The sequence below is a fragment of the Kitasatospora sp. NPDC029367 genome (genome assembly GCF_055569135.1).
The window spans coordinates 52,598-78,872 of record NZ_JBVHYH010000025.1 but is presented as its reverse complement, the minus strand read 5'-3'; the positions used below and the strand labels follow the sequence as shown (position 1 = coordinate 78,872).

Below are 26,275 nucleotides of genomic sequence, written 5' to 3'. Positions count from 1 at the left end.
CTTCCTTCTTCTTGTACGCAGGGAGAGGGAAGGAAGCCACCAAAGGACCGCCGCCCCCCCCCCCCCCCCCCCCCCCCCCCCCCCCCCCCGGGCCCCGAGAAACACGCGCGATCACGGATGTTGGAAGAGCACCTCCGGGTTCGCCATCGACGGGCCGTCGAGGAGGGGCTGGTGGATTCCCTTCAGGGTCCGGTCGAAGAAGGCTCCGACGTACTCCCTGGTCAGCTGCATCCCGCGCTCCGGCGAGGTGGTCGTCCCCGGAGGGAGCGGCATGCCGATCTCGGCGGCCAGCACGGTGACGTCCGTGAAGCTGGCGTGGTTGGTGCCCGCGACGGTCAGCCAGGGCTTGTAGCCCTTCCAGCCCGCCCAGGTCTGCCCCCAGGACGTGTCCCCGCCGTTCGAGGAGTGGTCGCTGTCCTTGCCGAGCAGGAGGAACGCGCGCCCGTCGAGCTTGTCGGTCGGAACCGGCGGCCAGAACGTGCCGTCCATGTTCACCCCGGCCAGGATCCGCTGGTCCTCGGCCATCGCGTTCAGCGTGGACGCACCGCCGATCGAGTGCCCGGCCATGCCGACTCGGTCCCGGTCGATCAGGTGGGACAGGCGCCAGGCCGGGTGCTGCCCGGTCAGCTGGTCCAGGACGAAGGAGACGTCCTTCGCCCGGCTGTCCGGGAGCGAGTCCGGTGCGCCGCTGTCGCACAGTGCGCAGCCCGGGGTGCTGCCATCGGCGAGCGTCTCGCCGGAGTCCTCGTAGGTGTGGCCGACCAGGGCCACCACGTAGCCGTGGCCGGCCAGGTCGGTCGCCAGGCCGGTCAGCGTGGCGCGGGGGTTCTCGAAGCCCGGGGAGAGCACCACCAGCGGGAACTTCCCGCCGGCGGCCTTCGCCCCGGTGTAGGCGTGGGTGTCGACGCCGACCAGGTCCTGCGCCCTGAGCCCGGTGCCGGCCGGCACCCGCGTCGCCAGGAAGCCCTGGGCCTCGCCAGGGGTCATGTACGGAGCGGGCTCCCCGGTGCCCTGCCGGGCCGGGTAGAACATCGACACCGCGAGCTGCCGCGGCCCGGCCGCGGGCACCCAGGGGTCGGTGCGGCCCTGGTCGGTCAGGTGCAGCACCTCCTCCCCGGCCTCGTACCGCCCGGTCGAGCGGGGCAGCTCGCCGTGGAAGGCGGCCGGATTGCTGGAGACAGCGGTGACGGCCGCGGTGGCGGAGCGCGACGGCGTGGCCATCGCGGCCCCGGCCAGCGGGAGCGGAAGGGCGAGAGCGAGCGCTGCGACGGCCGCGATGCGGCGGATTCGGGTCATGTCCCAGACGGTAGGTCCGCGGCCCGGACCCCCGAATCAGCCGGACGAATGCCCTGTCGGGCCGTGGTCATCCGGGCGATTCAGCGGCGTCATCCCTTCGGATGACGCCGCCATGGCCCGCTCAGACCCGCGCAGCCGGGCGTTCGGTGGTGGCGATGGTGGCGGAGCCGATGACGCGGGTGCCGTCGTAGAGGACGACCGCCTGGCCGGGGGCGATGCCGCGCGCTGGGGTGTCCAGGCGGACGTGGAGTTCGCCGTCGACCATGGCGGCGGTGACCGGCACCTCCTCGCCGTGGGCGCGCAGCTGGGCGGTGTAGCGGCCCTCGGCCAGGGGCTCGGTGCCGCACCAGCGGGGGCGGATGGCGGTCAGGGCGGTGACGTCCAGGCCCTCGACCGGTCCGACGGTGACGGTGTTGTTCACCGGGGAGATGTCCAGCACGTAGCGCGGCTTGCCGTCCGCCGCCGGGCGACCGATCCGCAGGCCCTTGCGCTGACCGATGGTGAAGCCGTACGCGCCGTCGTGCTCGCCGAGCTTGGTGCCGTCCACGTCGAGGATGTCGCCGGTGGCGGTGCCGAGGTGCTTGGCCAGGAAGCCCTGGGTGTCACCGTCGGCGATGAAGCAGATGTCGTGGCTGTCGGGCTTCTTGGCGACGGCCAGGCCCCGGCGCTCGGCCTCCGCCCGGATCTCTTCCTTGGTGGTGTCGCCGAGCGGGAAGAGCGAGTGGGCGAGCTGGTCGGCGTCGAGCACGCCGAGGACGTAGGACTGGTCCTTGGCGGCGTCCACGGCGCGGTGCAGCTCGCGCGAGCCGTCCGGCAGGTCGACGACGCGGGCGTAGTGGCCGGTGCAGACGGCGTCGAAGCCGAGGGCGATCGCCTTGTCCAGCAGCGCGGCGAACTTGATCTTCTCGTTGCAGCGCAGGCAGGGGTTCGGGGTCCGCCCGGCCGCGTACTCGGCGACGAAGTCGTCGATCACGTCCTCGCGGAAGCGCTCGGCGAGGTCCCAGACGTAGAACGGGATGCCGATCACGTCGGCCGCCCGCCAGGCGTCCCGGGAGTCCTCGATGGTGCAGCAGCCGCGCGCGCCCGTACGGAAGGACTGCGGGTTCGCTGACAGCGCCAGGTGCACGCCCGTCACCTCGTGCCCCGCTTCGACGGCGCGGGCGGCGGCGACGGCGGAGTCGACTCCGCCGGACATCGCCGCGAGCACGCGCAGGCGGCCGGTGGACGGAGTGGTCGGGGCACCCGGGAAGTCAGTCATGGTGACTACAAGAGTACGGGGCCGTCGAACATGCCCGGCCCGTACCGGAGCTACCGGCGGACGGACGCCAGCCCCGCGTTGCGGGCCCGCTGCACCGCCGGGCCGATGGCCGCCACCAGTGCCGTGACGTCCTCGCGCACCGAGGTGTGCCCGAGCGAGAACCGCAGCGAGGCACGGGCCAGCAGCGGGTCGACCCCCATCGCCAGCAGCACGTGGCTGGGCTGCGGCACCCCGGCCGAGCAGGCCGAGCCGGTGGAGCACTCGATGCCCTGGGCGTCCAGCAGCATCAGCAGCGCGTCGCCCTCGCAGCCGGGGAAGGAGAAGTGGGCGTTGGCCGGCAGCCGCCCCTCCCCCGCCGGGTCGCCGTTGAGCACCGCGTCCGGGACGGCCGCGACCACCCCGGCGACCAGTTCGTCGCGCAGCGCGCCGAGCGTCACCGCGTGCTCCGCCCGCCGTTCGACGGCCAGCGCGGCGGCGGCCGCGAAGCCGGCGGCGGCGGGGGCGTCCAGGGTGCCGGAGCGCACGTCGCGCTCCTGGCCGCCGCCGTGCAGCAGCGGTACGGGCGTGGCGCCGCGGGAGAGCAGCAGGGCGCCGATGCCGAACGGGCCGCCGATCTTGTGCCCGGTGACGGTGAGCGCGGTGAGGCCCGAGTCGGCGAAGGAGACCGGGACCTGACCGAGCGCCTGCACCGCGTCGGCGTGCATCGGGATGCCGTACTCGGCCGCCACGGCGGCGAGTTCGCGCACCGGCTGGACGGTGCCGACCTCGTTGTTGGCCCACATCACGGTGACCAGGGCGACGGAGCCGGGGTCGCGCTCGATCGCGGCGCGCAGCGCCCCGGGGTGCACCCGGCCCAGCGCGTCCACCGGCAGGTACTCGACCGTCGCGCCCTCGTGCTCGGAGAGCCAGTGCACCGCGTCCAGCACGGCGTGGTGCTCCACCGGGCTGGACAGCACCCGGGTGCGGGCCGGATCGGCGCCCCGGCGGGCCCAGTAGAGGCCCTTGACCGCCAGGTTGTCGGACTCGGTGCCGCCGCCGGTCAGCACGATCTCGCTCGGGCGGGCGCCCAGCGATTCGGCCAGCGACTCGCGGGACTCCTCGACCACCCGGCGGGCCCGGCGGCCGGCCGCGTGCAGGGACGAGGCGTTGCCGACCACCCCCAGGTGCGCCGACATCGCGGCGATCGCCTCGGGCAGCATCGGCGTGGTCGCCGCATGGTCCAGGTATGGCATAACCATCCGATTGTAGAGGGCATGCTCCGGGGCCCCACCAGGCCCGGGCCCGGGTGCGCACCGATCCGGCCACGGCCGTGGTCGGCGGACGGCGGCGTCCGGCACTGGTTTGTACCACTGCGCCGCCCAGCGGTTAGCCTGACGACCACTTCTCCATCGGGTTCCAGCGTTCCAGGGGGCGCCATGTCGCAGTCGGTCGACCGCGCGCTGACCCTGCTCGGCTCGCTGGGCGACGGGCCGCTCTCGCTGGAACAGGCCGCGAGCAGCCTCGGGGTGCACAAGTCCACCGCGCTGCGGCTGCTGCGCACGCTGGAGGAGCACGGGTTCGTCCGGCGCCAGCCCGACCTGCGCTACCGGGTCGGCGGCCGGGTGCTGTCGCTGGCGCACCGGGCGCTGGAGGACTTCGACGTCCGGCAGGTCGCCGCGCCGTACCTGGCCGCCCTCAACGCGCGCTGCGGCTACACCGTCCAGCTGGCCGTGCTGCACGACGGCGAGGTGCTCTACCTGGACGAGGTGGCCGCGCCCTCGGCGGCCCGCCCGCCGCGGATCGGGCGCCGCGCCCCGGTGACCGGGACGGCCGTCGGGCGGGTGCTGCTCGCCGGGCTGCCGGAGGACGGCGTCCGCGAGGAGGAGCTGCCGGCCGAGCTGGCGGCGGTGCGCCGCCGGGGCTGGGCGGCCGAGTCGGCCGAGCACCGGGAGCCGGTGACCTGCGTGGCCGCGCCGGTGGCGGGCAGCGGCGGACGGACGGTCGCGGCCTGCGCGCTGAGCGCCCCGGCCGGCCAGGTGCCGCCGGCCGAGCTGGCCCGGATGCTGCCGGAACTGCTCTGCACGGCCGAGGCGATCTCGCTCGCCTGCGGCGGCTCGCCTACTCCTCGCTGGTGCGAGAACCGTTGCGGTGCCAGGCCCGCGGGGCACGCCAGCCGTACCTCAGGGCGAGCATCCGCAGCACGAAGGCGGTGAGCGCGGCGGCGGTGCCGGTGGCGCCGGTGAGCCGGTCGGCCCCGATCAGCACGGCCACCAGGGCGGCGCCGACCAGCGCCGGGACGGCGTAGATCTCGCGGTCCCAGCGCAGCAGCGAGGGGATCTCCCCGGCCAGCACGTCGCGGATCACCCCGCCGCCGGCCGCGGTCACCATGCCGAGCGCGATCGAGGCGACCGCGCCCAGCCCGTAGTCGTGCGCCTTGGCGGTGCCCGTGACGCAGAACAGGCCGAGGCCGAGGGCGTCCAGGGTCTGCACGGAGCGGTTGATCCGCTCGACCTCGGGGTGCAGGAAGAACACCACGAGGCCGGCGGCCAGCGGGGTGAGGAAGTAGCCGAGGTTGGTGAAGGCGGCCACCGGGGTGGCGCCGATCACCAGGTCGCGCATCACCCCGCCGCCGAGGGCCGTGACCTCCGCCAACACGCAGATCCCGAAGATGTCCATGTTCTTGCGGACGGCGAGCAGCGCCCCGGAGAGGGCGAAGACGAAAATGCCGACGAGGTCCAACGATTGCTGCACGTCGGAGGGGAAGATCTGCGAACTCACCGTCCATGTGTACCCGATCCACCCGGTCGTTCCCGACACCGGTCACAGTCCGGATGAAACCGTCTCGCGGACGGGGCAGTCCCCGCCCGGGCGGGTGCACCCCCGGCCCACTCCGCTAACCTCCCGCGTGTGAAGCTCACCGGACGCGCATTCCCACGCCGCCAGAACACCCGTGCCGCCGCGGGTGCCGCCCCAGCAGCCTCGGCGAGGCTCGGCTGGCTCGACGCCCTGCGCGGCATAGCCGCGCTCTCCGTGGCGATCTACCACTTCGCGCTGCCGTTCTACTGGCTCCACATCGACCACGCGCCGCGCAACTTCGGGGATCCGGGCATCTTCGGCGTGATGCTGTTCTTCCTGGTGAGCGGGTACATCATCCCGGCCTCGCTGGAGCGGCGCGGCGATGTGCGCTCGTTCTGGGCGGGCCGGTACTTCCGGATCTACCCGGTGGTGATCGTCACCGCGCTGCTGAGCCTGCTGCTCCTGCCCCGCAACCACTCGGTCATCCAGGGCTTCGCCTTCGACCACCCGCTGCTCTCGGTGGTGGGCAACGCCCCGATGGTGCAGGACCTCACGGGCGTCCCGAACCTCATCGGGGTGATGTGGACGCTCACCTACGAGATGATCTTCTACTTCTTCGTGACGGCCCTGTTCGTCAACGGCAAGCACAAGAAGAGCGCCCCGCTCGCGATCGGCTTCGCCGGCGCCGCGCTGCTGCTCGGCTCCTGGCTGCCGCTCGGCCTGCTCACGGCGGACGGCGGCCTGCCCGCCAACCGGCACCTGACGGTGGCCGTCCTGGTCATCGTGATCACCGCGATGGTCTGCTTCCTCACCGGCCGGGTCGACCTGACCCGCTGGGGCGGGACGATGCTCGGCGGGCTGGGCCTGGTGCTGGTCGTGCTGAACGGCCGCTCCGCCGCCTTCGAGACCCTGCTGATCTTCGCCACCATGTTCTCCGGGACGGTGCTGTACCGGCTGGAGCACGGCCAGATCGACCGGCTGCCGGCCCTGCTGTGCTGCGGCTTCGTCCTCACCTCGGGCGTCCTGTGCGGCTTCATGTACAACCGCGACAACGCGCTCTGGCGGACCTGGAGCGAGTCCTGGCAGTCGTTCTCCGGCGCTTACCTGGGCGCCTGGGTCGTCTTCGCGATCGGCATGCTGCTGCGCCACCGCCGCTTCCCGCGCTGGCTGACCTGGACGGGCTCGATCAGCTACTCGGTGTACCTGCTGCACAACCCGATCATCCACTTCATGAACTGGAAGCTGGAGGGCCGTCCGGCCTTCACCTCCTGGCAGGACCGCAGCCTGCAGTTCTTCGGCCTGATGGCCGCCCTGCTGCTGATCAGCTACCTCAGCTACCGCCTGGTCGAGATCCCGTTCCAGAACCTGGGCCGCAAGGTGATCAAGGCGCTGAACCGCCGCTTCCCGGCCGAGCTGCCGTCGGCCCGACCGGCCGCCCCGGGCACCCCCGCCGCGCGCGAGCCGCAGCCGGCCGGCCCGGCCGCGGAGGCCGAGGCGCAGCCCGTCCTGGACGGCGCCGGGCGCGGCTGACGCCCGCCCGCCACGACGTGAGGCCGCCCGCCCCCGATTCCCGGGAGCGGGCGGCCTCTCTTTCGTCGGTACTGGGCGTTCTCAGGGCTGCGCCTAGTCGGTCCCCTCGGGGAAGTGACACGCCACCTGGTGCCCCGTCCTCGCCACCGCCAGCGGCGGCTCCTGGCTCGCGCACACGTCCTGCGCCTTCCAGCAGCGGGTGCGGAACCGGCAGCCGCTGGGCGGGTTGATCGGCGAGGGCACGTCGCCCTTGAGCAGGATCCGCTCGCGCCCGCCCTGCTGGCGCCGGCGCGGGTCCGGCACCGGGACGGCCGACATCAGGGCCGTGGTGTACGGGTGCATCGGGCTGCGGTAGAGCGAGTCGCGGTCGGCGATCTCGACGATCTTGCCGAGGTACATCACCGCCACCCGGTCGGAGACGTGCCGGACCACCGAGAGGTCGTGCGCGATGATCAGGTAGGTCAGGCCGAGCTCCTGCTGGAGGTCGTCGAGCAGGTTGACCACCTGCGCCTGGATCGACACGTCCAGCGCCGAGACCGGCTCGTCCGCGATGATCATCTTCGGCTTGAGCGCGAGCGCCCGGGCGATGCCGATGCGCTGGCGCTGGCCGCCGGAGAACTCGTGCGGGTAGCGGTTGTAGTGCTCGGGGCTGAGCCCGCACAGCTCCAGCAGGTCCTGGACGGCCTTCTTGACGCCGCCCTCGGGGTGGACCCCCTGGAGCTTGAACGGCGCGCTGACGATGGTGCCGACGGTGTGCCGGGGGTTCAGCGAGGAGTACGGGTCCTGGAAGATCATCTGGATGTCTCGGCGCAGCGGCCGCATCGCCCCGGTGCCGAGGTGGCTGATGTCGGTGCCCTCGAACTCGATCGTCCCGCCGGTGGGTTCGTCGAGCCGGGTGACCAGCCGCCCCATCGTCGACTTGCCGCAGCCGGACTCGCCGACGACGCCCAGCGTCTCGCCGGCGTTGACGGTGAAGTCGATGCCGTCGACGGCCCGCACCGCGCCGGTCGGGCGCCGCAGCAGTCCGCCGCGGATCGGGAAGTGCCGGGTCAGGCCGGTGACCTTCAACAGCGGCTCGCGCTCGGGGGCGGGCGCCGGTGCAGGGATGGTGGCCCCCTGAGTGTCCGTCATCGGTTCTCTCCAGAATGGTGGTACGGGGCCGGGCTCACAGCCGGGGCGCGATCTCTTCGGCGAAGATGCGGTGCCGCTCGTCGGCCGCCAGGTGGCAGGCCGCGAAGTGCCCGGGTGCGGCCTCGGTGAGCACCGGGACCTCGCCCGTGGAGCGCCCGCCGGTCAGGGCGGCGTACGGGCAGCGCGGGTGGAAGGCGCAGCCGGACGGCACGTTGATCAGGCTGGGCGGGGTGCCCCGGACCGGCACCAGCCGGTCCTGCAGTTCCCGGTCCAGTCGCGGCATCGAGCCCAACAGGCCCCAGGTGTAGGGGTGTTCGGGCGCGTCGAAGAGGGTCTCGGCGGGCCCGCGCTCGATGCACTTGCCGCCGTACATGACCAGGATGTCGTCGGCGAGCTCGGCGACCACCCCGAGGTCGTGGGTGATGATGATGACGGCGGAGCCGAACTCCTGCTGGAGGTCCCGGATGAGGTCCAGGATCTGCGCCTGGACGGTGACGTCCAGGGCGGTGGTGGGCTCGTCGGCGATCAGCAGCGAGGGGTCGTTGACGAGGGCCATGGCGATCATGGCGCGCTGGCGCATGCCGCCGGAGAACTGGTGCGGGTAGTCGTCCACCCGGCGGTCCGGCTGCGGGATGCCGACCCGGTCGAGCATCTCGATCGCGCGGGTCCTGGCCTGCTTCTTGGAGGCCTGGGGGTGGTGCACCCGGTAGGCCTCGACGATCTGCTGCCCCACCGTGTAGTAGGGGTGCATCGCGGTCAGCGGGTCCTGGAAGATCATCGCCAGTTCCCGGCCGCGCAGTTGGCGCACCCGGTCCGGTCCGGCGGCGATCAGGTCCTCGCCGTCCAGCCGGATCTCGCCGCTGATCCGGGCCCGCTTGGAGCGGTGCAGGCCCATGATGCCGAGCGAGGTGACGGACTTGCCGGAGCCGGACTCGCCGACGATGCCGAGGGTGCGGCCCTTGTGCAGGTCGAAGCTGACCCCGTCCACCGAGCGGACCAGGCCGTCGTCGGTGTCGAAGTGGATCCGCAGGTCGCGCACGGACAGGAAGGGGTCGCCCGGAGAGCTGGGCGCGGCGTCCGCCGGGTTCTTCTGGAGGTCGGTCACGAGAGCCTCACGCGGGGGTCGACGAGGGCGTACAGGAGGTCGACCACGAGGTTGCAGGCGACGATGAAGAAGGCGGCCAGCAGGGTGACGCCGAGGATCTTGGGCAGGTCGTTGTCGGAGATCGCCTGGACGGCGAACTGGCCGATGCCCTTGAGCGAGAAGACCTGCTCGGTGATCAGTGCACCGCCGAGCAGCAGGCCGAGGTCCATGCCGAAGATGGTGACGATCGGGGTGAGCGCGGAGCGCAGGCCGTGCTTGACCACCACCTTGCGCTCGACCAGGCCCTTGGCCCGGGCGGTGCGGATGTAGTCCTCGCTCATCGTCTCCAGCATCCCGGCGCGGGTGAGCCGGGCGTAGAGCGCGGAGTAGAGGAAGGCCAGCGAGATCCACGGGAGGATCAGGTTGCGGGCCCACATCAGCGGGTCGGCGGTGAAGTCGACGTACTCCAGGTTGTCCAGGATCGGCCACTCGTAGCTGAACACGGTCAGCAGCAGGGCGCCGGTGAAGAAGACCGGGAGCGAGACGCCGGCCAGCGCGATGCCCATGGAGAGCCGGTCGAAGATCGAGCGCGGCTTGAGGGCGGAGATCACGCCGGTGGTGACGCCGGAGACCAGCCAGAGCACCGCCGCGCCGATGGCGAGCGAGATCGTGACCGGGATCCGGCTGGTCATCTCCGGCCAGACCTCCAGGTGGTTCTTGAAGGAGTAGCCGAAGCAGGGCACGTGGCAGGTGGCCGGTTCCGGGCCGAACTTGTACTCGGCGCCGCTGACCAGCGCCTTGAGGAAGTTCCAGTACTGGGTGTACAGCGGCTGGTCGAAGCCGAGGTTCTGCTTGACCGCCTGGATCGCCTCGGGCGAGGGGTTCTTCCCGATGTACTGCGCGGCCAGCTGGTCGGTGGTCTCGCCGGCGATGCGCGGGAGCAGGAAGAAGATCGCGAAGGTGACCGCGCTGACGACGACCAGCAGTGCCGCGGCCGCGAGGATCCTGCGGATGATGTAGGCAAACACAGTTGGGCGGCTCCGGCGGCCCGCCGCCGTCCGGGGTCTTCCGGACGGCGGCGGGCGCCGCTGCCTTCACCTGCCTTCAGGGATGCGGAGCCAGGCTCTTTACTTGGTGGTGCCGATGTTCAGGTAGTCGTACTCACCCGAGAAGGCCGGGGTGGACGCCAGGTTGGTGGCGCTGTCCGGGCGGTACAGGAAGACCTTGAAGTCGGTCAGCGGGACGTACACCGCGGACTCCATGACCTTCTTGTCGATGTCGCCGTAGATCTTCTCGCGGGCGGCCCGGTCCGGGTTGACCGCGGCGTCGTCCAGCAGCTTGTTGACGGCCGGGTCGTTCAGCTGGGCCAGGTTGCTGTTGCCGGAGGCCTTGATCGCGCGGCCGTCGACGATCTGCTGCAGGAAGCCGTAGCCGGTCGGCCAGTCGGCGCCCCACTGCATCATCATCAGACCGATGTTGTGGTCCTGGGTGTACTGCGGCGCACCGGCCGAGTCGGTCAGGTACTTGCCCTGCGGGAACTGCTGGATCTCGGCGTTGATGCCGATGTTCTTGAGCTGCGCCTGGATCGCGGTGGCCGCGGCGACCTCGGTCGCGCGCTCGGTGCGGGCGGACAGCACGGTGGTGAAGCCGCCGTCCTTGCCGCAGGCCTTCAGGGCGTCCTTGGCCTTGGCCTGGTCACCCTTGTTGTCCTTGGTCTCGAACAGGTTGAAGTCCTGGTGGCCCGGGATGTCCGGCGGGAGCACGGTGTTGGCCACCTGGCCGCGGATCGGGCCGCCGAGCGCGGTCTGCACCGCGACCTTGTCGACCGCGAACTGGACGGCCTTGCGGCACTCGATGTTGTCGAACGGCGCGACCTTGGTGTTGATCGCCATGTAGACCAGGCGGCCGCCGTAGGCGTTGTCGGTCTTCGCCTTGAGCTTCGAGTCGCGCAGGATCTGCGCCTGGGTCTGCGGGTCGACGCCGCCGCCGACCAGGTCGACCTGGGCGTTGCCGGCCAGCAGGTCCTTGTCGATGGTGGCCTGGTCGATGTTCATCTTGAGCACGATCTTGTCCGGCAGCTGCTTCCGGATCGGGTCGGTGCTCTTGTCCCAGTTGGTGTTCGGGACCAGGACGGCCTGCTTGCCGTCCTCGTAGGACTCGAACTTGTAGGTGCCCGAGGACGCGATGTGCTTCACGTAGTCGGCACCGGTGTCCTTGGCCTGCGGGACGGGCACCGTCTGCGGGGCGCTGACCAGGTAGTCGAAGTCCGCGAACGGGTGCTGCAGGTGGAAGACGATCGTGGTGTCGTCCGGCGTCTCGATCGACTTGAGGTCGCCGGTCTTGTCCTTGTACGGGCCCTGGTACGGCGTCGGGTTGTCGACCAGCAGGTCGTGGAAGTACGTCGGGCCGTTGGAGTTCACCTCGGGCGCGAAGTTCGAGCGCTCCACGGCGTACTTGACGTCCTTGGAGGTGATCGGGGTGCCGTCGTCGTACTTGAGGCCGGCGCGCAGCTTGTACGTCCAGGTCAGGCCGTCCGTGCTGGGCTGGCCCAGCGACTCGGCGAGGTCCGGGACCAGCTTGTTGCCGTCCGCGCCGGCGGCCGGGTTGAAGGTGGTCAGCGGACGCCCGTACAGGCGCGAGAAGTTGTAGATGTAGGCGTAGTAGGTGTTGCCCGGGTCGAGGGAGTCCGGGGTGCCCTTCATCTCGTAGGTGACCGTCCCGCCCTTCTTGTCCGAGGCGTTGACGATCTGCTTGGTGGCCGCGTCGGCGCCGCCACCGTTGGAATCGGCCGAGTTCGAGCTTCCGCCGTTGTTCTTGGTGCTGGACGAGCAGCCGGTGACGACCAGGACCGCGGCTGCGGCCACGGCGGTCAACGCGACGGTACGGGACCTACGCATGGGTGAGATCAACCCCTTGAGGATGTGGAGGAGGAAGGGCCTGGCGCCTGCGCATTGACGCAGGGTCAGTTGCTCTTGGGATCGAGGGCGTCACGCAGCCCGTCGCCGAGCAGGTTGAACGCGAGCACGGTGATGAAGATCGCCACACCGGGGACCACCATGTACTGGGGGTCGACCTGGTAGTAGTTCTTCGCGTCCGCCAGCATGCCGCCCCAGGAGGACTGCGGGGGCTGGATGCCGACGCCGAGGAAGCTCAGCCCGGCCTCGAAGAGGATGTTGGTCGGGATCAGCAGGGTCGAGTAGACCAGGATCGGGCCGACCAGGTTGGGCAGCAGCTCCTTGAACAGGATGAACGGGCCGCGCGCACCGAGGCTGCGGGCCGCGAAGACGAACTCCCGCTCGCGCAGCGAGAGGGTCTGTCCGCGCACGATCCGGCCCATGTAGGGCCAGTTGAAGAAGCCGATCACGAAGATCAGCACCAGGATGTGCAGCGGCAGGCCGTGCAGGCCGAACGCGCCGCCCTGGAGCGAGGCGGAGATCGCGATGGCGAACAGCAGCAGCGGGAACGCCAGGAAGACGTCCATCAGCCGGCTGATCAGGGTGTCCACCCAGCCGCCGTAGTAGCCGGCCATCACGCCGAGCACGGTGCCGATGGTGTTGGAGAGCACGGTCGCGCCGAAGGCGACCAGCAGGGAGACCCAGGAGCCGTCGACCACGCGGGCGAGCAGGTCGCGGCCCTGCAGCGGGTCGATGCCGAGCAGGTGGTCCCCGCTCATCCCGCCCCAGTCCCCGAGCGGGAGTCCGCCGAGGTTGGCGTCCAGCAGGTCCGGGTTCGGCTGGTCGGGGTCGAGCCCGAACAGGGCCTCGATCGGGCCGGACAGGACGGCCAGGAGGATCAGCAGGATCACCACGACGCCGCCGGCGACGGCGGCCTTGTCCCGCTTGAAGCGGGTCCAGGCGATCCGACCGAGGGAGCGGCCCTCGATCGTGGTGGCCGGGCTCGGGGAGGCGGGCGCCTCGGGTTCGTTCCCGGCGGTAGTGATGGGTGCGGTCATGGTCAGTTGGTCCCCTCGCCGACGGTGGCCGGCCCACGGGTGCCGGGCGCCGGCTTCGGCGGTACGGCTGCGGACGTGCGGAGGTGCTAGGAGCAGGTGGTCGCGGCAGTGCGTCGTGCACGGGCACTGCCTCCACGCGGGATGGGCTTCGCGTGGATCGAGCGGTCGGCGTGCGCGTTCACCTTCGTGGGGTTTCCAGTACGCGCGATGCGTTGCGCAGAACTCTCTGTCATCCGAACTGGCTTGCGCCAGCCCTGACAACCGACAGATGCCCAACTGTGATCTGCCTGCATGCACGCCTCCGATCTTCGGCATATACCTCTTCACACGGGTGTAACTGCCATGTCAAGATGCCTCTGCGGAGAGTGCGGAAATTCGTCCGGAAAGCACCGAAGCCGACCTGTTGGTGAATCAAGTCGGCTTCGGGTGAGCGATTTTGGCTATTGGGTCTACCGGTCAGCGCCCGGGGTAGCCGGGCCACTGCGGCTGGGGCTGCTGCCCCCAGCCCGGCGCGGGCGGCTGGGTGCCGTACGCGTAGCCCGGCATCGACTGCCCGGGCACCGGCTGCCCCGGCACCGGCCGGCCCGGCATCGGCTGCCCTGGCATCGACTGGCCCGGGTACGGCGGCGGCACCGGCGGGTACGGGCCGGTCGGCGGGCGCCCGGCCTCCCGGTCGAAGAACGGCCGCGCGTTGGCGCGCATCCACAGCGCCACCGGGTCGAACTCGTCCGCCATCGCCACCGTGGACACCGCGAGCCCCTCCGGGGCCACCGCGATCGCGCGCTGCATCAGCGCCCGCACCGCCTCCACGGCCGGCGGCGAACTCTCGTACAGGTCCAGACCGATCGCCAGGTACGGCTCCCCCACCGCCGGCTGCACCCAGGCCCGGCGCAGCGCCCGCACCGCGCGCACCTCACCGGCCTGCCGCTCCAGCAGGGCGAAGAACTGCTGCGCGTCGACCTGCGGCTCGCTCAGCTTCAACGGACCGGCCGGCAGCCGGTCCAGGCCCGCGGCGACCCGCCGCAGGTCCGCCCAGGGCACGCCCACCCCGCCGCCCGGCGCGTGCGGGTTCAGCCACAGGCCCCAGCGGGTGCGGTACAGCGAGGCGGCGATCTCCCGCCCCGAGATGACCTCGTGGGCCCGCGCCCAGCCGGAGGCCGTCAGCTGCTCGGGCGAGGTCACGGCCGGCGCGTAGCCGTGGCCGCTGATCTCCATGTTCCCGTACTGCGCGTCCGGGCTGCCCGGCGTACCGTGCCAGAGCAGCATCCAGACCTGGCCGTCGGCCAGCGCGTGCAGCAGCCGCTCGTACGCGTCGAAGCGCTCCGGCGCGACCTCGCGCAGAGCCTGCTCCAACCCGCCCGGGTCCGCGCCCGGGCGCCCGGCCGGTGCCTGGCCCCAGGGCCCCGGCGCCCCGCCCGCTCCCGTTCCCGCACTCATGCGCCCACCTCGCCGCGCCTCTTTCCTGAACCCGCCGGCCCGTCAGCCGCCTGCACGCACCCTATGGCGCGGCACCGGCCGCCGCCACGGCGACGTGCCTGTGAAGGATCCCCGCTCACACCCGCGAGTAGAAGGGCATGACCCGGGTCAACAGCCACTCGACCACCGGGTCGTCGGCGAGGTCGAGCAGCACGAGGTGGACGCCGCCCGGCAGCGGTGCGGTTCCCAGCGCCCGGCCGAGCGCCTCGTTCACCGCCCCCGGGTCGGCCGGGGCGGCCGGATCCAGCTGCACGCCCACGAACATCACGGTCGGCTCGCCCTCGATGCTGGCCAGCGCCCGGCGCGCGGTCAACACCCCCGGCAAGGCCGACAGTTCCGCCCGGCAGGCGGCCAGGAAGTGCTCCGGGTCCTCGCCCGGCACCGGCTCGCGCAGGGCCACCCGGCCGCCGGTCGGCCCCTCCGGCGCGTTCTCGGTGTGCTCCCACCGAGCGGCCTCTCGGGGCCCGCGGCGCAGCTCCGCCACGCCCTGCGGCGGCACCGGGATGCCCACCGCCGCCTCCGGGTTGACCGCGATGCCCACGCCCAGCGGCAGCCCGCGGGCGAACTCCCAGGCCGGCGCGACCGCGAAGGCCATCCCCGGCGCCTGCTGCAGGAACACCTCCTGCGAGGAGAACACCGGCACGTACGGGGCCCCGGCCAGCTCGACGGTCGGCAGGTCCAGCGACTGCCCGGCCGGGTCGCCCCCGGCCGGCAGCGGGATCCACACCTGGCTGCGGGCCAGCACCTCGATCACCCGCGGAGTCGCTCCCGGGTCGCCCAGCGCGGCCGTCAGCACCTGCTCCAGCTCGTTCGCCGGCCACGTGCCGCCCGCCGGCGCCGCCTGCGGCCCGCCCCACCCCTGCTGCTGCTCCACCGGGTACTCCATGCGCCGCCGATCCGGCCCACGGCCGGGTCGGCCGCCCACTGCTGCGCCGACGCGATGATTTTAGGGCCCGGGTCCGCCCAGCCGTGGTGTGACCGGGTCCCCTCTCCCCTCCTCCGCGAGGACGTGCCATGATGTGCGCGTCCGACGGCATGCGCCGCGGGCCCCCACAACTCCACACCGGCCGCTCGAACCCGCGCGGGAGAGCCCGGAGTGCCCCTCAGGGAGCACAGCCGGCGCCGAAGGAGCAAGTCCTCCCCGGAATCTCTCAGGCCCCCCTACCGCGCGGGTTAGGCACATCTGGAAAGCGGCGCACGACCGTGTCGCGCGCCCACCCACGGTGCAAGCCGCCGTCCTGTCCCCGATGCTGGAACCAGCCGACGCTGGTGCCGGCTGCGGGCAGGTGGGCGGTGAAGCTCTCAGGTTCGACGACAGATGGGGAGACCCACGCCGCCGCATGCCCGCGCGCGGGGTCGGTCCCCCAGCGGTCCGGTCCGGCGCGTGCACCCCTGAGTGCCCCGACCGAGGAGTTCCTGGCCATGTCGTCCCTCCGCCTGACCGCGCTCGACGCGCTGCACCGCGCCCTCGGCGCGACCATGACCGACTTCGCCGGCTGGGACATGCCGCTGCGCTACGGCAGCGAGCGCGAGGAGCACCTCGCGGTCCGCACCAAGGCCGGTCTGTTCGACCTCTCGCACATGGGCGAGATCACCGTCACCGGCCCGCAGGCCGGCGAGATGCTGGACCACGCGCTGGTCGGCTTCGTCTCCGCGCTCGGCGAGCTGCGCGCCCGCTACACCATGATCTGCGCCGAGGACGGCGGCATCCTGGACGACCTGATCGTCTACCGGCTGCGCGAGGACGCCTTCCTAGTCGTCGCCAACGCCTCCAACGCCCAGCTGGTGCTGGACGAGCTGATCGCCCGGGCCAAGGGCTTCGACGCCGTCGTCACCGACGACCGCGACACCTACGCGCTGATCGCCGTCCAGGGCCCGGAGGCCACCGCGATCCTGGCCGACACCACCGACGCCGACCTGCCCGGTCTCAAGTACTACGCGATCCTCCCGGCCACCGTGGCCGGGAAGGACGTGCTGCTGGCCCGCACCGGCTACACCGGCGAGGACGGCTTCGAGATCTTCTGCGCCCCGGCCGACGCCGAGCCGGTCTGGCAGGCGCTGACCGCCGCCGGCGAGGGCCGCGGCCTGGTCCCGTGCGGCCTGTCCTGCCGCGACACGCTGCGCCTGGAGGCGGGCATGCCGCTGTACGGGCACGAGCTGTCCACCGACCTGACCCCGTTCGACGCCGGTCTGGGCCGGGTGGTGCGCTTCGACAAGACCACCAACGAGGGCGCGTTCATCGGCCGCAGGGCGCTGGAGCAGGCCGCCGCCGCGGCCGAGACCAACCCGCCGAAGGTACTGGTCGGCCTGGTGTCCGAGGGCAAGCGGGTGCCGCGTGCCGAGTACACGGTGGTCTCCACCGAGGGCGCCCCGATCGGCCGGATCACCTCGGGCGCGCCGTCCCCCACGCTGGGCAAGCCGATCGCGATGGCCTACGTGGACGCGGCCCACTCCGCCCCGGGCAGCACCGTCGCGGTGGACGTCCGCGGCAAGCACGAGCCGGTCCAGGTCGTGGCGCTGCCGTTCTACAAGCGCGCCCGCTGAGGCCGTCGGCGCCCCTCGTTTTCCCATCCGCGCACGTCGGAGCCGTCCGTGCGGCGGCCCGCTGCGTCGTACCCGCTTCCCATCCTGGAGAATGACGCCATGAGCAACCCCCAGCACCTGCAGTACACCAAGGAGCACGAGTGGCTGACCGCCGCCGAGGACGGTGTCTCGACGGTCGGCATCACCAAGCACGCCGCCGACGCGCTCGGTGACATCGTCTACGTGCAGCTGCCCGCGGTCGGCGACACGGTGACCGCCGGCGAGACCTGCGGCGAGCTGGAGTCGACCAAGTCGGTCAGCGACCTGTACTCCCCGGTGACCGGCGAGGTCACCGAGGTCAACGAGGACGTCCTGGACGACAACAGCCTGGTCAACAGCGCCCCGTTCGAGGGCGGCTGGCTGTTCAAGGTCCGCGTGGAGGCCACCGACACGCTGCTCAGCGCCGCCGAGTACGACGCGCTCACCCACGCCGAGGGCTGAGCCGCCCCGGGACGGACCGCAGCACGGCGGTCCGTCCCACTCCCACCGTCCCTCCGCTCTCCTCCCCGGGAAGACCACACCATGACGGTTCTCAACCAGTCCCTGCACGCCCTCGACCCGGAGATCGCCGCCGCGGTCGACGCCGAGCTGCACCGCCAGCAGACCACGCTGGAGATGATCGCCTCCGAGAACTTCGCCCCGGTGGCGGTCATGGAGGCCCAGGGTTCGGTGCTCACCAACAAGTACGCCGAGGGTTACCCCGGCCGCCGGTACTACGGCGGTTGCGAGCACGTCGACGTGGTCGAGCAGATCGCGATCGACCGGGTGAAGGCCCTGTTCGGCGCCGAGCACGCCAACGTCCAGCCGCACTCGGGCGCGCAGGCCAACGCCGCCGCGATGTTCGCGCTGATCCAGCCGGGCGACACCATCCTGGGCCTGAACCTGGCCCACGGCGGTCACCTGACCCACGGCATGAAGATCAACTTCTCCGGCAAGCTCTACAACGTGGTCGCGTACCACGTCGACGAGAAGACCGGCCAGGTCGACATGGCCGAGGTCGAGCGCCTCGCCAAGGAGCACCAGCCGAAGCTGATCATCGCCGGCTGGTCCGCCTACCCGCGCCAGCTGGACTTCGCCGCGTTCCGCCGGGTCGCCGACGAGGTCGGCGCCCTGCTCATGGTGGACATGGCGCACTTCGCCGGCCTGGTGGCCGCGGGCCTGCACCCGAACCCGGTGCCGTACGCGGACGTGGTCACCACCACCACCCACAAGACCCTGGGCGGCCCGCGCGGCGGCGTCATCCTGTCCAAGGCCGAGTGGGCCAAGAAGATCAACTCCGCGGTCTTCCCGGGCCAGCAGGGCGGTCCGCTGGAGCACGTGATCGCGGGCAAGGCCGTCGCCTTCAAGGTCGCCGCCTCGGAGGACTTCAAGGAGCGCCAGCAGCGCACCCTGGAGGGCGCCAAGATCCTCGCCGAGCGCCTGCTCCAGGCCGACGTCGCCGAGGCCGGCGCCACCGTGCTGTCCGGCGGCACCGACGTCCACCTGGTCCTGGTCGACCTGCGCAACAGCCAGCTCGACGGCCAGCAGGCCGAGGACCGGCTGCACGAGGTCGGCATCACGGTCAACCGCAACGCCGTCCCGAACGACCCGCGCCCGCCGATGGTCACCTCGGGCCTGCGGATCGGCACCCCGGCCCTGGCCACCCGCGGCTTCGTCGCCGAGGACTTCCGCGAGGTCGCCGACATCATCGCCGAGGCGCTCAAGCCCGCCTTCGACGAGACCGTCGCCGCCGCGCTCAAGGCCCGGGTCACCGCCCTGGCCGAGAAGTACCCGCTCTACCCGAACCTGGCCGACCAGGGCTGATCCGGAGCGGCCCGGTCCGCCGGGCCGTCCGGCTCCGGGTGACCGGCCTCACTCCGCCGGCGTACCGGGGACCCCGGGGCACCGCGCACACTGGACAGTGCGCGCGGTGCCCCGTCCCTTGTCAGCCCGCCCCGCCCGCCGCCCTGCCCGCAAGTCCTTCCACGAGACCAGACAAGGACGTCCTCCGTGGCCATCAGTGTCTTCGACCTCTTCTCCATCGGCATCGGCCCGTCGAGCTCCCACACCGTCGGCCCGATGCGCGCCGCCCGGATGTTCGCCCGCCGCCTGCGTTCCGAAGGCCTGCTGGAGCAGGTGACCGGCCTGCGCGCCGAGCTCTACGGCTCCCTGGGCGCCACCGGCCACGGCCACGGCACCCCGAAGGCCGTCCTGCTGGGCCTGGAGGGCAACTCGCCCCGCACCGTCGACGTCGACCAGGCAGACAAGGACGTCGAGCGGATCACCGCCGAGAAGCGGATCTCCCTGCTCGGCGAGCACACCGTCGACTTCGACCCGGACGACCAGCTGATCCTGCACCGGCGCCGCTCGCTGCCGTACCACGCCAACGGCATGACCCTGTGGGCGTACGCGGCGGACGGCTCGACGCTGCTGGAGAAGACCTACTACTCGGTCGGCGGCGGCTTCGTCGTGGACGAGGACGCGATCGGCGCGGACCGGGTCAAGCCCGACGACACCGTGCTCAAGTACCCCTTCCGCACCGGCGACGAACTGCTGCGGCTCAGCCGGGAGACCGGGCTGTCGATCTCCGGCCTGATGCTGGAGAACGAGAAGGCCTGGCGCAGCGAGGAGGAGATCCGCACCGGGCTGCTGGAGATCTGGCGGGTCATGCAGGAGTGCGTGCGGGCCGGCATGTCCCGTGAGGGCATCCTGCCGGGCGGCCTCAAGGTGCGCCGCCGGGCGGCGGCCGCGGCCCGGGCGCTGCGCGCCGAGGGCATCGGCCCGGCCAACGCGATGGAGTGGGTGACCCTCTACGCGATGGCGGTCAACGAGGAGAACGCCTCCGGCCGCCGGGTGGTCACCGCGCCGACCAACGGCGCGGCCGGGATCATCCCCGCCACCCTGCACTACTACCTGAACTTCATCCCGGGCGCCGACGACGACGGCATCGTGCGCTTCCTGCTCGCAGCCGGCGCCATCGGCATGCTCTTCAAGGAGAACGCCTCCATCTCCGGCGCCGAGGTCGGCTGCCAGGGCGAGGTCGGCTCCGCCTGCTCGATGGCCGCGGGCGGCCTCGCCGAGGTCCTCGGCGGCACCCCCGAGCAGGTCGAGAACGCCGCCGAGATCGGCATCGAGCACAACCTCGGCCTCACCTGCGACCCGGTCGGCGGCCTGGTCCAGATCCCCTGCATCGAGCGCAACGGCATGGCCTCGGTCAAGGCCGTCACCGCGGCCCGGATGGCGCTGCGCGGCGACGGGCGCCACCACGTCTCGCTGGACAAGGCGATCAAGACGATGAAGGAGACCGGGGCGGACATGAAGATCAAGTACAAGGAGACCTCGCGCGGCGGCCTCGCCGTGAACGTCATCGAGTGCTGATCGGCGAGTGGTGACCGCCGGGCGCTGATCGCCGAGGGGTGATCAGCGCCCGGTGACGAGCGGCCCCCGGGCGGAACGCCGTACCCTCCGAAGGCCCTCGTGTCTCCGGATGATCCTCGGACGCTCCCCTTGGCCGCCCTCTGGCCGCGGCGAGGCCCGCAGCGCCATAATCGCGGCGGGTCGGTCCACGCCTGAGGGCCGGTCCACGCCGGAGGGGAGACGGATGTCGTTCCAGCCGCCGGAACCCCACCGCCCGCCGTCACAGCCAGCGCCTCTTGGCGCCGCCCCCGCTCCCGTCGCCCCTGCGGCAGCGATGGGTGTGGGTGCTGACCGCGGCCCGTCACCGGGATGCTCGCGGACAGCGGCTGGTACCTGGTGGACCGTCCCGCCGACGGTGACCGGCCGACCGCCGACCCCGCGCCGACCGGCCCCGTTCGGCTGCACCTGACGCCGGTGCCGGACCCGGCCGGGTCCACCGTCCTCGTCCCCGACGGCTGGCAGCGGCGCGTCGATGGCGCGTCGGTGTTCTACGACTCCCCCGACCACCGCAGCCTGATCCAGGTGTTCGGGATGGACGGCCCCCCGTACCAACAGGTCGTCGGAACCGACGACCTGTTGGCCCGCGCCCCGGACCGCTTCCCCGGCTACCACCGGATCCGGCTGGAACGGACCGGCGCACCACCCTGACCCCGCACCGGATCGCCGAGGCCGCCGTCGCCATCGCCGACGCCGAGGGCCTGGACGCCGTCACCATGCGCCGCCTGGCCACCGCCCTCGGCGCCGCGCCGATGACCGCCTATCGGTACGTCTCCGGCAAGGACGAACTCATCGAGCTGATGGTCGACTTCGTCTACGGGCGGTTCTGGACATCCCCACCGACGGCTGGCGCGAAGCCCTGCGCTCACTCGCCGTCCACCTGCGCGCGATGAGCCTGGCCCACCCCTGGATCACCCGGGCAGCCACCCCGTTCTCCCTCAGCCCCAACCAACTCGCCGTCCCCGAAGGAGCCTTCGCCGGCCTCGATTGCGTCCCCGACGGCATCGCCACCCACTTGGGCATCTGACCCACATAGCAAAGCCAGTCAGCAGCCTCCCTCAGCCGTGCTCGTCAGCTGGAGGCCTGTTCAGTCATGGACCCGCCCCAGCGAGGTGGCTGTCAGGATCGCGCGCTCCCGCATCGAGAGATGACCGCAGGTCTAGAGTGCTCCGAGGTGCTCGTTCTCTCCTGCGTCTGCGGGCAGAATGAGCGCGTGCCATCCCGCGTATGTCACCGCCAAGGAGCCGCATGGAAGATGAGTTGGCCCTGTTCGTTCAGACCGCGGGAACCACCTTGGTCACCCTGATGGCCACCGATGCCTTCCAGCGCACCAAAGATGGCGTGCTCGGGATATGGCGCCGCGTTCGCCCCCTCGAGAGCGAATCGGTCGGCGAGCAGATGGATGCGACGCGAGCCGCCCTGCTGCACGCACAGACAGATGGCAACGAAGACCGCACACAGGAACTCTCGGGCTGGTGGCAGGAGCGCCTATCCTTGCTGTTCGATACTGACCCGAGCACTGCCCAGACGCTCCGCGAGACCCTGACTCACGCGGCTTCCCACTCGATCAGTCAGGATGCCCCACGGATCGGACGCATCCAACTGCAAGCCCGGGCCCGGGGCCATGCTCGGATTTTCCAGGCGGGTCGGGATCAGCACATCGTCGACGGCTGAACCACAGGCCGACGCCACGGAAAACTATTCAGCACTAGACCGTTCATATATCAGGCCTGGACAGATCTATCCATGGCGGATCGGAGCAAATTTGCTGCCCCGCGACAGTGACATCATCCACCACGTCAGGCAGCGAGCGAGTGTCACAGATTCCGGCCGCGTCTACCAGGCAGCGGGGGATCAGGTAGTAGTTGAGGGCGGCATCGCCAACATCTACCCAAGCGCCGAACCACCTCACGACTTCTCTCCGGTCTCCGTCTCACCACCGAACCTACGCCCGCGCCTCCTTCACGGCCGCAGCGCCGAATTGCAGGAGGCAGGTGCTGAAAGTATCCAGCACCTGCTGGGAGAAATTACTATCCTGCATGGAATGGGCGGCATCGGAAAAACCGCGATGGCCCTGACCATTGCCGCGGCAGTCCGCCGAGCTGGAGTGCGTGTCTTCTGGGTCCAGGCAGCTGGGGCCGACAGCATCCGCTCAGCCATGCATCAGATCGCTGTACGCCTGGGCTGTCTCGAATCGCAGGCCCACGAGGCGAGAACGGGGCATCTGAACGTTGTGGATCTCGCTTGGGAAGCTCTCCACACAAGCGAGAAACGGTGGCTTCTGGTCTTCGACAGCGCCGATGATCCGAGCAAAATCGAGCAGGAGCTCGGAGCGGGCTGGTTGGAGGCATCGGATTCCGGAGCCGTCCTAATCACTACTCGTCACGGGAGCCCCGACCTGTGGCCACCCGCCGCCAAGGCAGTGAAGATCAATCCATTGACCCCCGCGGCTGGCACGGAGATGCTGCTCGATCTGAGCGGGGTCCGGAACCCTCAGCCAGCCGATTATGACGATGCCCGCACTCTCTCCGAGCGTCTCGGCCGCATTCCACTCGCTTTGTACCTTGCCGGACGTGCAATTTCTCATCCGGCCTCTCCCCTGCAAAGCTTCAAATCATTCCATGAAGCTTTGAACCGGGATTTTGGCACTGTGGTAGACCGCGCCACTTTCACTTCGGTTCGACCATGCACGGAGGCCGATGCCCGGGAACTTGTTATGCAGACGTGGGAAGTTTCGCTAGATTCCCTCGAACAGCAAGGAATCCCGCACGTGAGGTCGATCATGCGGGTGCTATCGTGTTGGGCTGCTCGTTCCGTACCCACGACGCTTCTATCCCCGAAGATTCTCGGTCGAACCTTCAGATGCGAGGAGACCCCCTGGAGCGACCTCACTGTGGAGCGCGCACTTGGGGCGCTCCATTCTGTTGGACTGATCGAAATCAACGACGATGGGCCCGCAACCAGTCCGATCGAAGGAAACACGTTCTACAGCTGGGCGAACGGTGGCCAGAAACAGCGGTGCGTCCTTGTGCATCCGCTTGTCGCCGAAGTCAATGCAACACACTTGGACCGCTCGCCCGATCGCTCCAAAGCATGGGCAGCGGCGACGCGATGCCTCGGAGCGCTTCGAGGCCAGTGGGACACGGACAGTACGACTCGCTGGCAGTTGGTGATTCCCCATCTGGCGTCCCTGGTAGATCGGCTCCCCGCCTCCTGTATTGAACTGTTCGAGATGATTGTCCAAATTCGAGGATACTTGAGCAGATATCTGAGAATGTCGGGGCAGTACGAAACAGGGTATACCTCGGCCCTGCATCTCCGCGCCAGAGCAGATGCATTCCAGCTCGAGGAAAAGTTTCGCTTCCTCATCGAGTACGACTGTGCAGAATGGGCTTGGCACATGTCACACCTCGAGGAGGCGCACGCCCTGGCCGCAGAGGCTTGCCGACTGGCAGAAAACCTGGGGGAAACAGCCAGATTTCAGGCTCTGATGGCTCGCGAGCTAGCCATCGCAATCCATTCTGAACTAGGCTTCCTGGAATCCGGGGAGCAGATGGCGCGAGACCTGTGTCGCGAACTAGATGAAGATCCAGAATTCCTGCATCTTGGCCTACAAGCACACCACCACCTGGCGACCATTCTGAGAGAATCCGGCCGCCTTGCCGAAGCCGAAGAATATTCACGCAAAGCGATTCGGCTTGCCGAAGAATCAGGCATCCCTCCCTTCACCTTGGCGATTATCCGCCACGAGCTCGGAGTTATCCTATGGCATCGGGGAAATCTGGATCAGGCTATTCTGCTACTCGGTGAAGTCCTGCGACTTCAGCGGTCAATTTTGCCCCCATGGCATCCGTCGGTCCTGGTTACACGCTACGACATCGCATCGATCCTCGGAATCCAAGGAAAACTGATGCGCGCACTCATCGAGTTCATGGACATCTATCTCACTGAAGTCGACCTGCTCTCCAAGCATCACCGAAACACCTTGCAAACTCGACATCAGGTAGGCCAGATCCTGGTGGAGATGGGGGAGCTCGATCAAGCCGAGACTGTTCTCCGCGAGGTCGATGAGGGATACCGAGCCCAGGGCCTTGAGGGACGCTCGTCCGACGTCCTTTCAACGCAGCATGAAATCGTTCATATCAAGGCTCAGCGCGGTCAGCATGCAGAAGCTCACCACGAGTGGCTGAATATCCTCAGGGCAGAACAGGATCGCGTGGGGGTAAATCATCCTTCAACACTCAGAACCCACTATAACTGGGCAATCAGCTGGGCAACCCGAGGACTTCCGGGCGTAGCTCGAGCTGAGATGCGAAAGGTTCTCGAGGCACGCCGACGAGTACTCGGTCCAGAGCACCATGAAACCGTGCAGGCTGTCCGCATGCTCAACGACCTGGCCCGCTTGGACCCCAAAGAGTGGCGTTTCGGCGGCCCAGGAAGGAGAAATCTCCCGCGGAATCGCAAAGAGCGGCGCGGGGGCGGATTCTCCTGATCGAATTCTCTGATCCGCACAGCCGTCAGCCCCCGCTGCACGGGAGCTGGACCGGCCGACTTCCCGTGCAGCGGCGTGACTACCGCCGGCCGGGGAGCGTGAGCGCGGCCAGGCCGCCCGCGAGGACGGCGAGGCCGCACCAGGAGAGGGCCGGGAGGCGCTCGCCCAGGGCTGCGACGCCGAGGACGGCGGCGACGGCGGGTTCGGCGAGGGTGAGGGTGGTGGCGGTCTGCGCCGGGGTGTGGCGCAGGCCGTGGCCGAAGAGCCGGTAGGCGAGGAAGGTGGTGACCACCCCGAGGTGCAGCACGATGCCCGCGCCGCGCGCCGAGAGCAGCCAGCCCACCGGGCCCAGGGCGAGCACCGGCAGCACCAGCACCGCCGCCCCGCCGAACATCGCGCCCATCACCCCGCCGGCCGGGCGCCCGGCCGCGATCAGCCGCCCGGCGATCAGCGAGTACACCGCGTACGAGAGCCCGGCGAGCGCCGCCAGCAGCACCCCCGGGAGGTCCACCGCCGCGCCGCCGCCGAGGAGTTCGGGCCCGAGCACCAGCACCGCGCAGCCGAGCACGGCCAGCGCCGTGGCCCCGGCCCACCGGGCGCCGGGGCGGCCCTGCCGGGCGAGCCAGCCGAGCAGCCCGGTGAACACCGGCGCGCTGCCGAGGGCGATCACGGTGGAGACCGCGACCCCGGTCCGGGTCACCGCCGGATAGAAGGTGACCGGGTACCCCACCACGGCCACCGCCCCGACCAGCAGCAGCCACCGCTCGCCCGCCCCGCACACCCGGGGCAGCGACCAGGCGGCGCGGTCGGTGAGGAACAGCAGCATTCCGCCGAGCATCAGGGCCGCCGCCCCGATCCCGGCCGCCGGAGCGCCCGCGGGCGCGAACGAGGCGGCCGTCCCGGTGGTGCCCCACAGCAGCGCGGAGGCCAGGATCGGCACCGGCCCGTCGATCGGGCGGGTACGGCGGGGGGCGGGGGTCAGTCGAGCGCGCGCGGACGTGGGCGCAGGCGCTGAGAAACGATTCGGCACAGTCGTGAACTTCCGTCGTCGAGGACCGTCGAGGGGACTGGTTCCGAGAACGGGCGCACGCCGCAGGGCCCCTGGAGGGGGCTGCGGGGATCAAGCCACCGGAGCGGGCGCCCGATCAGGCGCGGAGCGGTGGCAGTGCGACGTGCCAGTAAGGGTTCACGCCCCCGAGGTTACCGGGGCCGGAGCCGGAGCCGGGGGGGGGGGGGGGGGGGGGGGGGGCCCCCCCACGGGGGGGGGGGGGGGGGGGGGGGGGGGAAGGGGATCCACTCTTTTTC

Annotated in this window: 23 protein-coding genes and 1 riboswitch; of the genes, 11 read left to right on the top strand and 12 right to left on the bottom strand. The window is 70.6% G+C overall.

Features of this window, described 5'->3' with window-relative positions; translation table 11 throughout:
* Positions 1-111: 111 nt before the first annotated feature.
* The 3 genes from ACZ4W5_RS16510 to ACZ4W5_RS16500 all read right to left on the bottom strand — a co-directional run bounded on the left by ACZ4W5_RS16510 (position 112) and on the right by ACZ4W5_RS16500 (position 3,786).
* Positions 112-1,296, bottom strand: coding sequence for an alpha/beta hydrolase family protein (locus ACZ4W5_RS16510; protein WP_465655119.1), 1,185 nt, complete (start codon positions 1,294-1,296; stop codon positions 112-114).
* A 121-nt stretch (positions 1,297-1,417) separates the two neighbouring features.
* Complete coding sequence (gene mnmA / locus ACZ4W5_RS16505; RefSeq protein ID WP_402481046.1) at positions 1,418-2,554, bottom strand: tRNA 2-thiouridine(34) synthase MnmA; 1,137 nt, start codon at positions 2,552-2,554, stop codon at positions 1,418-1,420.
* Between the two features lie 50 nt (positions 2,555-2,604).
* The gene (locus ACZ4W5_RS16500; RefSeq protein WP_465655117.1) at positions 2,605-3,786 is read right to left on the bottom strand and encodes a cysteine desulfurase family protein; all 1,182 of its coding nucleotides are present in this window, start codon (positions 3,784-3,786) and stop codon (positions 2,605-2,607) included.
* A gap of 183 nt (positions 3,787-3,969) precedes the next feature.
* Between ACZ4W5_RS16500 and ACZ4W5_RS16495 the strand changes: the two genes are divergently transcribed.
* Positions 3,970-4,746, top strand: coding sequence for an IclR family transcriptional regulator (locus ACZ4W5_RS16495; protein WP_360232958.1), 777 nt, complete (start codon positions 3,970-3,972; stop codon positions 4,744-4,746).
* On the opposite strand, the gene ACZ4W5_RS16490 is transcribed toward ACZ4W5_RS16495, so the two are convergent.
* The gene (locus tag ACZ4W5_RS16490) at positions 4,652-5,311 is read right to left on the bottom strand and encodes a trimeric intracellular cation channel family protein (RefSeq protein WP_360232955.1); all 660 of its coding nucleotides are present in this window, start codon (positions 5,309-5,311) and stop codon (positions 4,652-4,654) included. The two genes, ACZ4W5_RS16495 and ACZ4W5_RS16490, sit on opposite strands and share 95 nt — an antisense overlap.
* A 129-nt stretch (positions 5,312-5,440) precedes the next feature.
* Between ACZ4W5_RS16490 and ACZ4W5_RS16485 the strand changes: the two genes are divergently transcribed.
* Positions 5,441-6,859: an acyltransferase family protein gene (locus ACZ4W5_RS16485; protein ID WP_360232952.1), complete on the top strand. Its 1,419-nt coding sequence runs from the start codon at positions 5,441-5,443 to the stop codon at positions 6,857-6,859.
* Positions 6,860-6,952: 93 nt separating this feature from the next.
* On the opposite strand, the gene ACZ4W5_RS16480 is transcribed toward ACZ4W5_RS16485, so the two are convergent.
* The 7 genes from ACZ4W5_RS16480 to ACZ4W5_RS16450 all read right to left on the bottom strand — a co-directional run bounded on the left by ACZ4W5_RS16480 (position 6,953) and on the right by ACZ4W5_RS16450 (position 15,388).
* Positions 6,953-7,990, bottom strand: coding sequence for an ABC transporter ATP-binding protein (locus tag ACZ4W5_RS16480; RefSeq protein ID WP_360232949.1), 1,038 nt, complete (start codon positions 7,988-7,990; stop codon positions 6,953-6,955).
* Between the two features lie 34 nt (positions 7,991-8,024).
* The gene (locus ACZ4W5_RS16475) at positions 8,025-9,095 is read right to left on the bottom strand and encodes an ABC transporter ATP-binding protein (RefSeq protein ID WP_360232946.1); all 1,071 of its coding nucleotides are present in this window, start codon (positions 9,093-9,095) and stop codon (positions 8,025-8,027) included.
* The gene (locus ACZ4W5_RS16470) at positions 9,092-10,102 is read right to left on the bottom strand and encodes an ABC transporter permease (protein ID WP_360232943.1); all 1,011 of its coding nucleotides are present in this window, start codon (positions 10,100-10,102) and stop codon (positions 9,092-9,094) included. The genes ACZ4W5_RS16475 and ACZ4W5_RS16470 overlap by 4 nt, the downstream gene beginning before the upstream one ends.
* Before the next feature lie 99 nt (positions 10,103-10,201).
* Positions 10,202-11,971 (bottom strand): ABC transporter substrate-binding protein, encoded by a 1,770-nt coding sequence (locus ACZ4W5_RS16465; protein WP_360232940.1) that lies wholly within the window; start codon positions 11,969-11,971, stop codon positions 10,202-10,204.
* 65 nt (positions 11,972-12,036) lie between these two features.
* Positions 12,037-13,026 (bottom strand): ABC transporter permease, encoded by a 990-nt coding sequence (locus ACZ4W5_RS16460; protein WP_360232937.1) that lies wholly within the window; start codon positions 13,024-13,026, stop codon positions 12,037-12,039.
* 456 nt (positions 13,027-13,482) lie between these two features.
* Complete coding sequence (locus ACZ4W5_RS16455) at positions 13,483-14,463, bottom strand: enhanced serine sensitivity protein SseB C-terminal domain-containing protein (RefSeq protein WP_360232934.1); 981 nt, start codon at positions 14,461-14,463, stop codon at positions 13,483-13,485.
* A 115-nt stretch (positions 14,464-14,578) separates the two neighbouring features.
* A complete protein-coding gene (locus ACZ4W5_RS16450; RefSeq protein ID WP_360232931.1) occupies positions 14,579-15,388 on the bottom strand; it encodes an enhanced serine sensitivity protein SseB C-terminal domain-containing protein in 810 nt (269 codons plus the stop codon).
* A 186-nt stretch (positions 15,389-15,574) separates the two neighbouring features.
* Positions 15,575-15,679, top strand: a riboswitch (glycine riboswitch).
* A 245-nt stretch (positions 15,680-15,924) separates the two neighbouring features.
* Here ACZ4W5_RS16450 and gcvT point away from each other — a divergent pair.
* The 9 genes from gcvT to ACZ4W5_RS16405 all read left to right on the top strand — a co-directional run bounded on the left by gcvT (position 15,925) and on the right by ACZ4W5_RS16405 (position 24,970).
* The gene (gcvT, locus tag ACZ4W5_RS16445) at positions 15,925-17,046 is read left to right on the top strand and encodes a glycine cleavage system aminomethyltransferase GcvT (protein WP_465655112.1); all 1,122 of its coding nucleotides are present in this window, start codon (positions 15,925-15,927) and stop codon (positions 17,044-17,046) included.
* 99 nt (positions 17,047-17,145) lie between these two features.
* A complete protein-coding gene (gcvH, locus tag ACZ4W5_RS16440; RefSeq protein WP_360232925.1) occupies positions 17,146-17,526 on the top strand; it encodes a glycine cleavage system protein GcvH in 381 nt (126 codons plus the stop codon).
* 81 nt (positions 17,527-17,607) lie between these two features.
* The gene (glyA, locus tag ACZ4W5_RS16435) at positions 17,608-18,888 is read left to right on the top strand and encodes a serine hydroxymethyltransferase (RefSeq protein ID WP_360232922.1); all 1,281 of its coding nucleotides are present in this window, start codon (positions 17,608-17,610) and stop codon (positions 18,886-18,888) included.
* Between the two features lie 186 nt (positions 18,889-19,074).
* Positions 19,075-20,442, top strand: coding sequence for an L-serine ammonia-lyase (locus ACZ4W5_RS16430; protein WP_465655110.1), 1,368 nt, complete (start codon positions 19,075-19,077; stop codon positions 20,440-20,442).
* A gap of 348 nt (positions 20,443-20,790) precedes the next feature.
* Positions 20,791-21,129: a hypothetical protein gene (locus ACZ4W5_RS16425; protein ID WP_465655108.1), complete on the top strand. Its 339-nt coding sequence runs from the start codon at positions 20,791-20,793 to the stop codon at positions 21,127-21,129.
* Between the two features lie 65 nt (positions 21,130-21,194).
* On the top strand, positions 21,195-21,371 hold the full coding sequence (locus tag ACZ4W5_RS16420) for a hypothetical protein (protein ID WP_465655106.1): 177 nt from the start codon (positions 21,195-21,197) through the stop codon (positions 21,369-21,371).
* Positions 21,368-21,505, top strand: a complete 138-nt coding sequence (locus ACZ4W5_RS16415) for a hypothetical protein (RefSeq protein ID WP_465655104.1) — start codon at positions 21,368-21,370, stop codon at positions 21,503-21,505. Before ACZ4W5_RS16420 ends, ACZ4W5_RS16415 begins: the two co-directional genes overlap by 4 nt.
* A gap of 221 nt (positions 21,506-21,726) precedes the next feature.
* Positions 21,727-22,152, top strand: a complete 426-nt coding sequence (locus ACZ4W5_RS16410; protein WP_465655102.1) for a hypothetical protein — start codon at positions 21,727-21,729, stop codon at positions 22,150-22,152.
* 91 nt (positions 22,153-22,243) lie between these two features.
* Entirely contained in the window at positions 22,244-24,970 is a 2,727-nt protein-coding gene (locus ACZ4W5_RS16405; RefSeq protein ID WP_465655100.1) for a tetratricopeptide repeat protein, read from the top strand.
* A 79-nt stretch (positions 24,971-25,049) separates the two neighbouring features.
* On the opposite strand, the gene ACZ4W5_RS16400 is transcribed toward ACZ4W5_RS16405, so the two are convergent.
* Positions 25,050-25,910 carry a DMT family transporter gene (locus ACZ4W5_RS16400; RefSeq protein ID WP_465655099.1) on the bottom strand — a complete coding sequence of 287 codons (861 nt, stop codon included), beginning with the start codon at positions 25,908-25,910 and terminating at the stop codon, positions 25,050-25,052.
* Between the last annotated feature and the right edge of the window lie 365 nt (positions 25,911-26,275).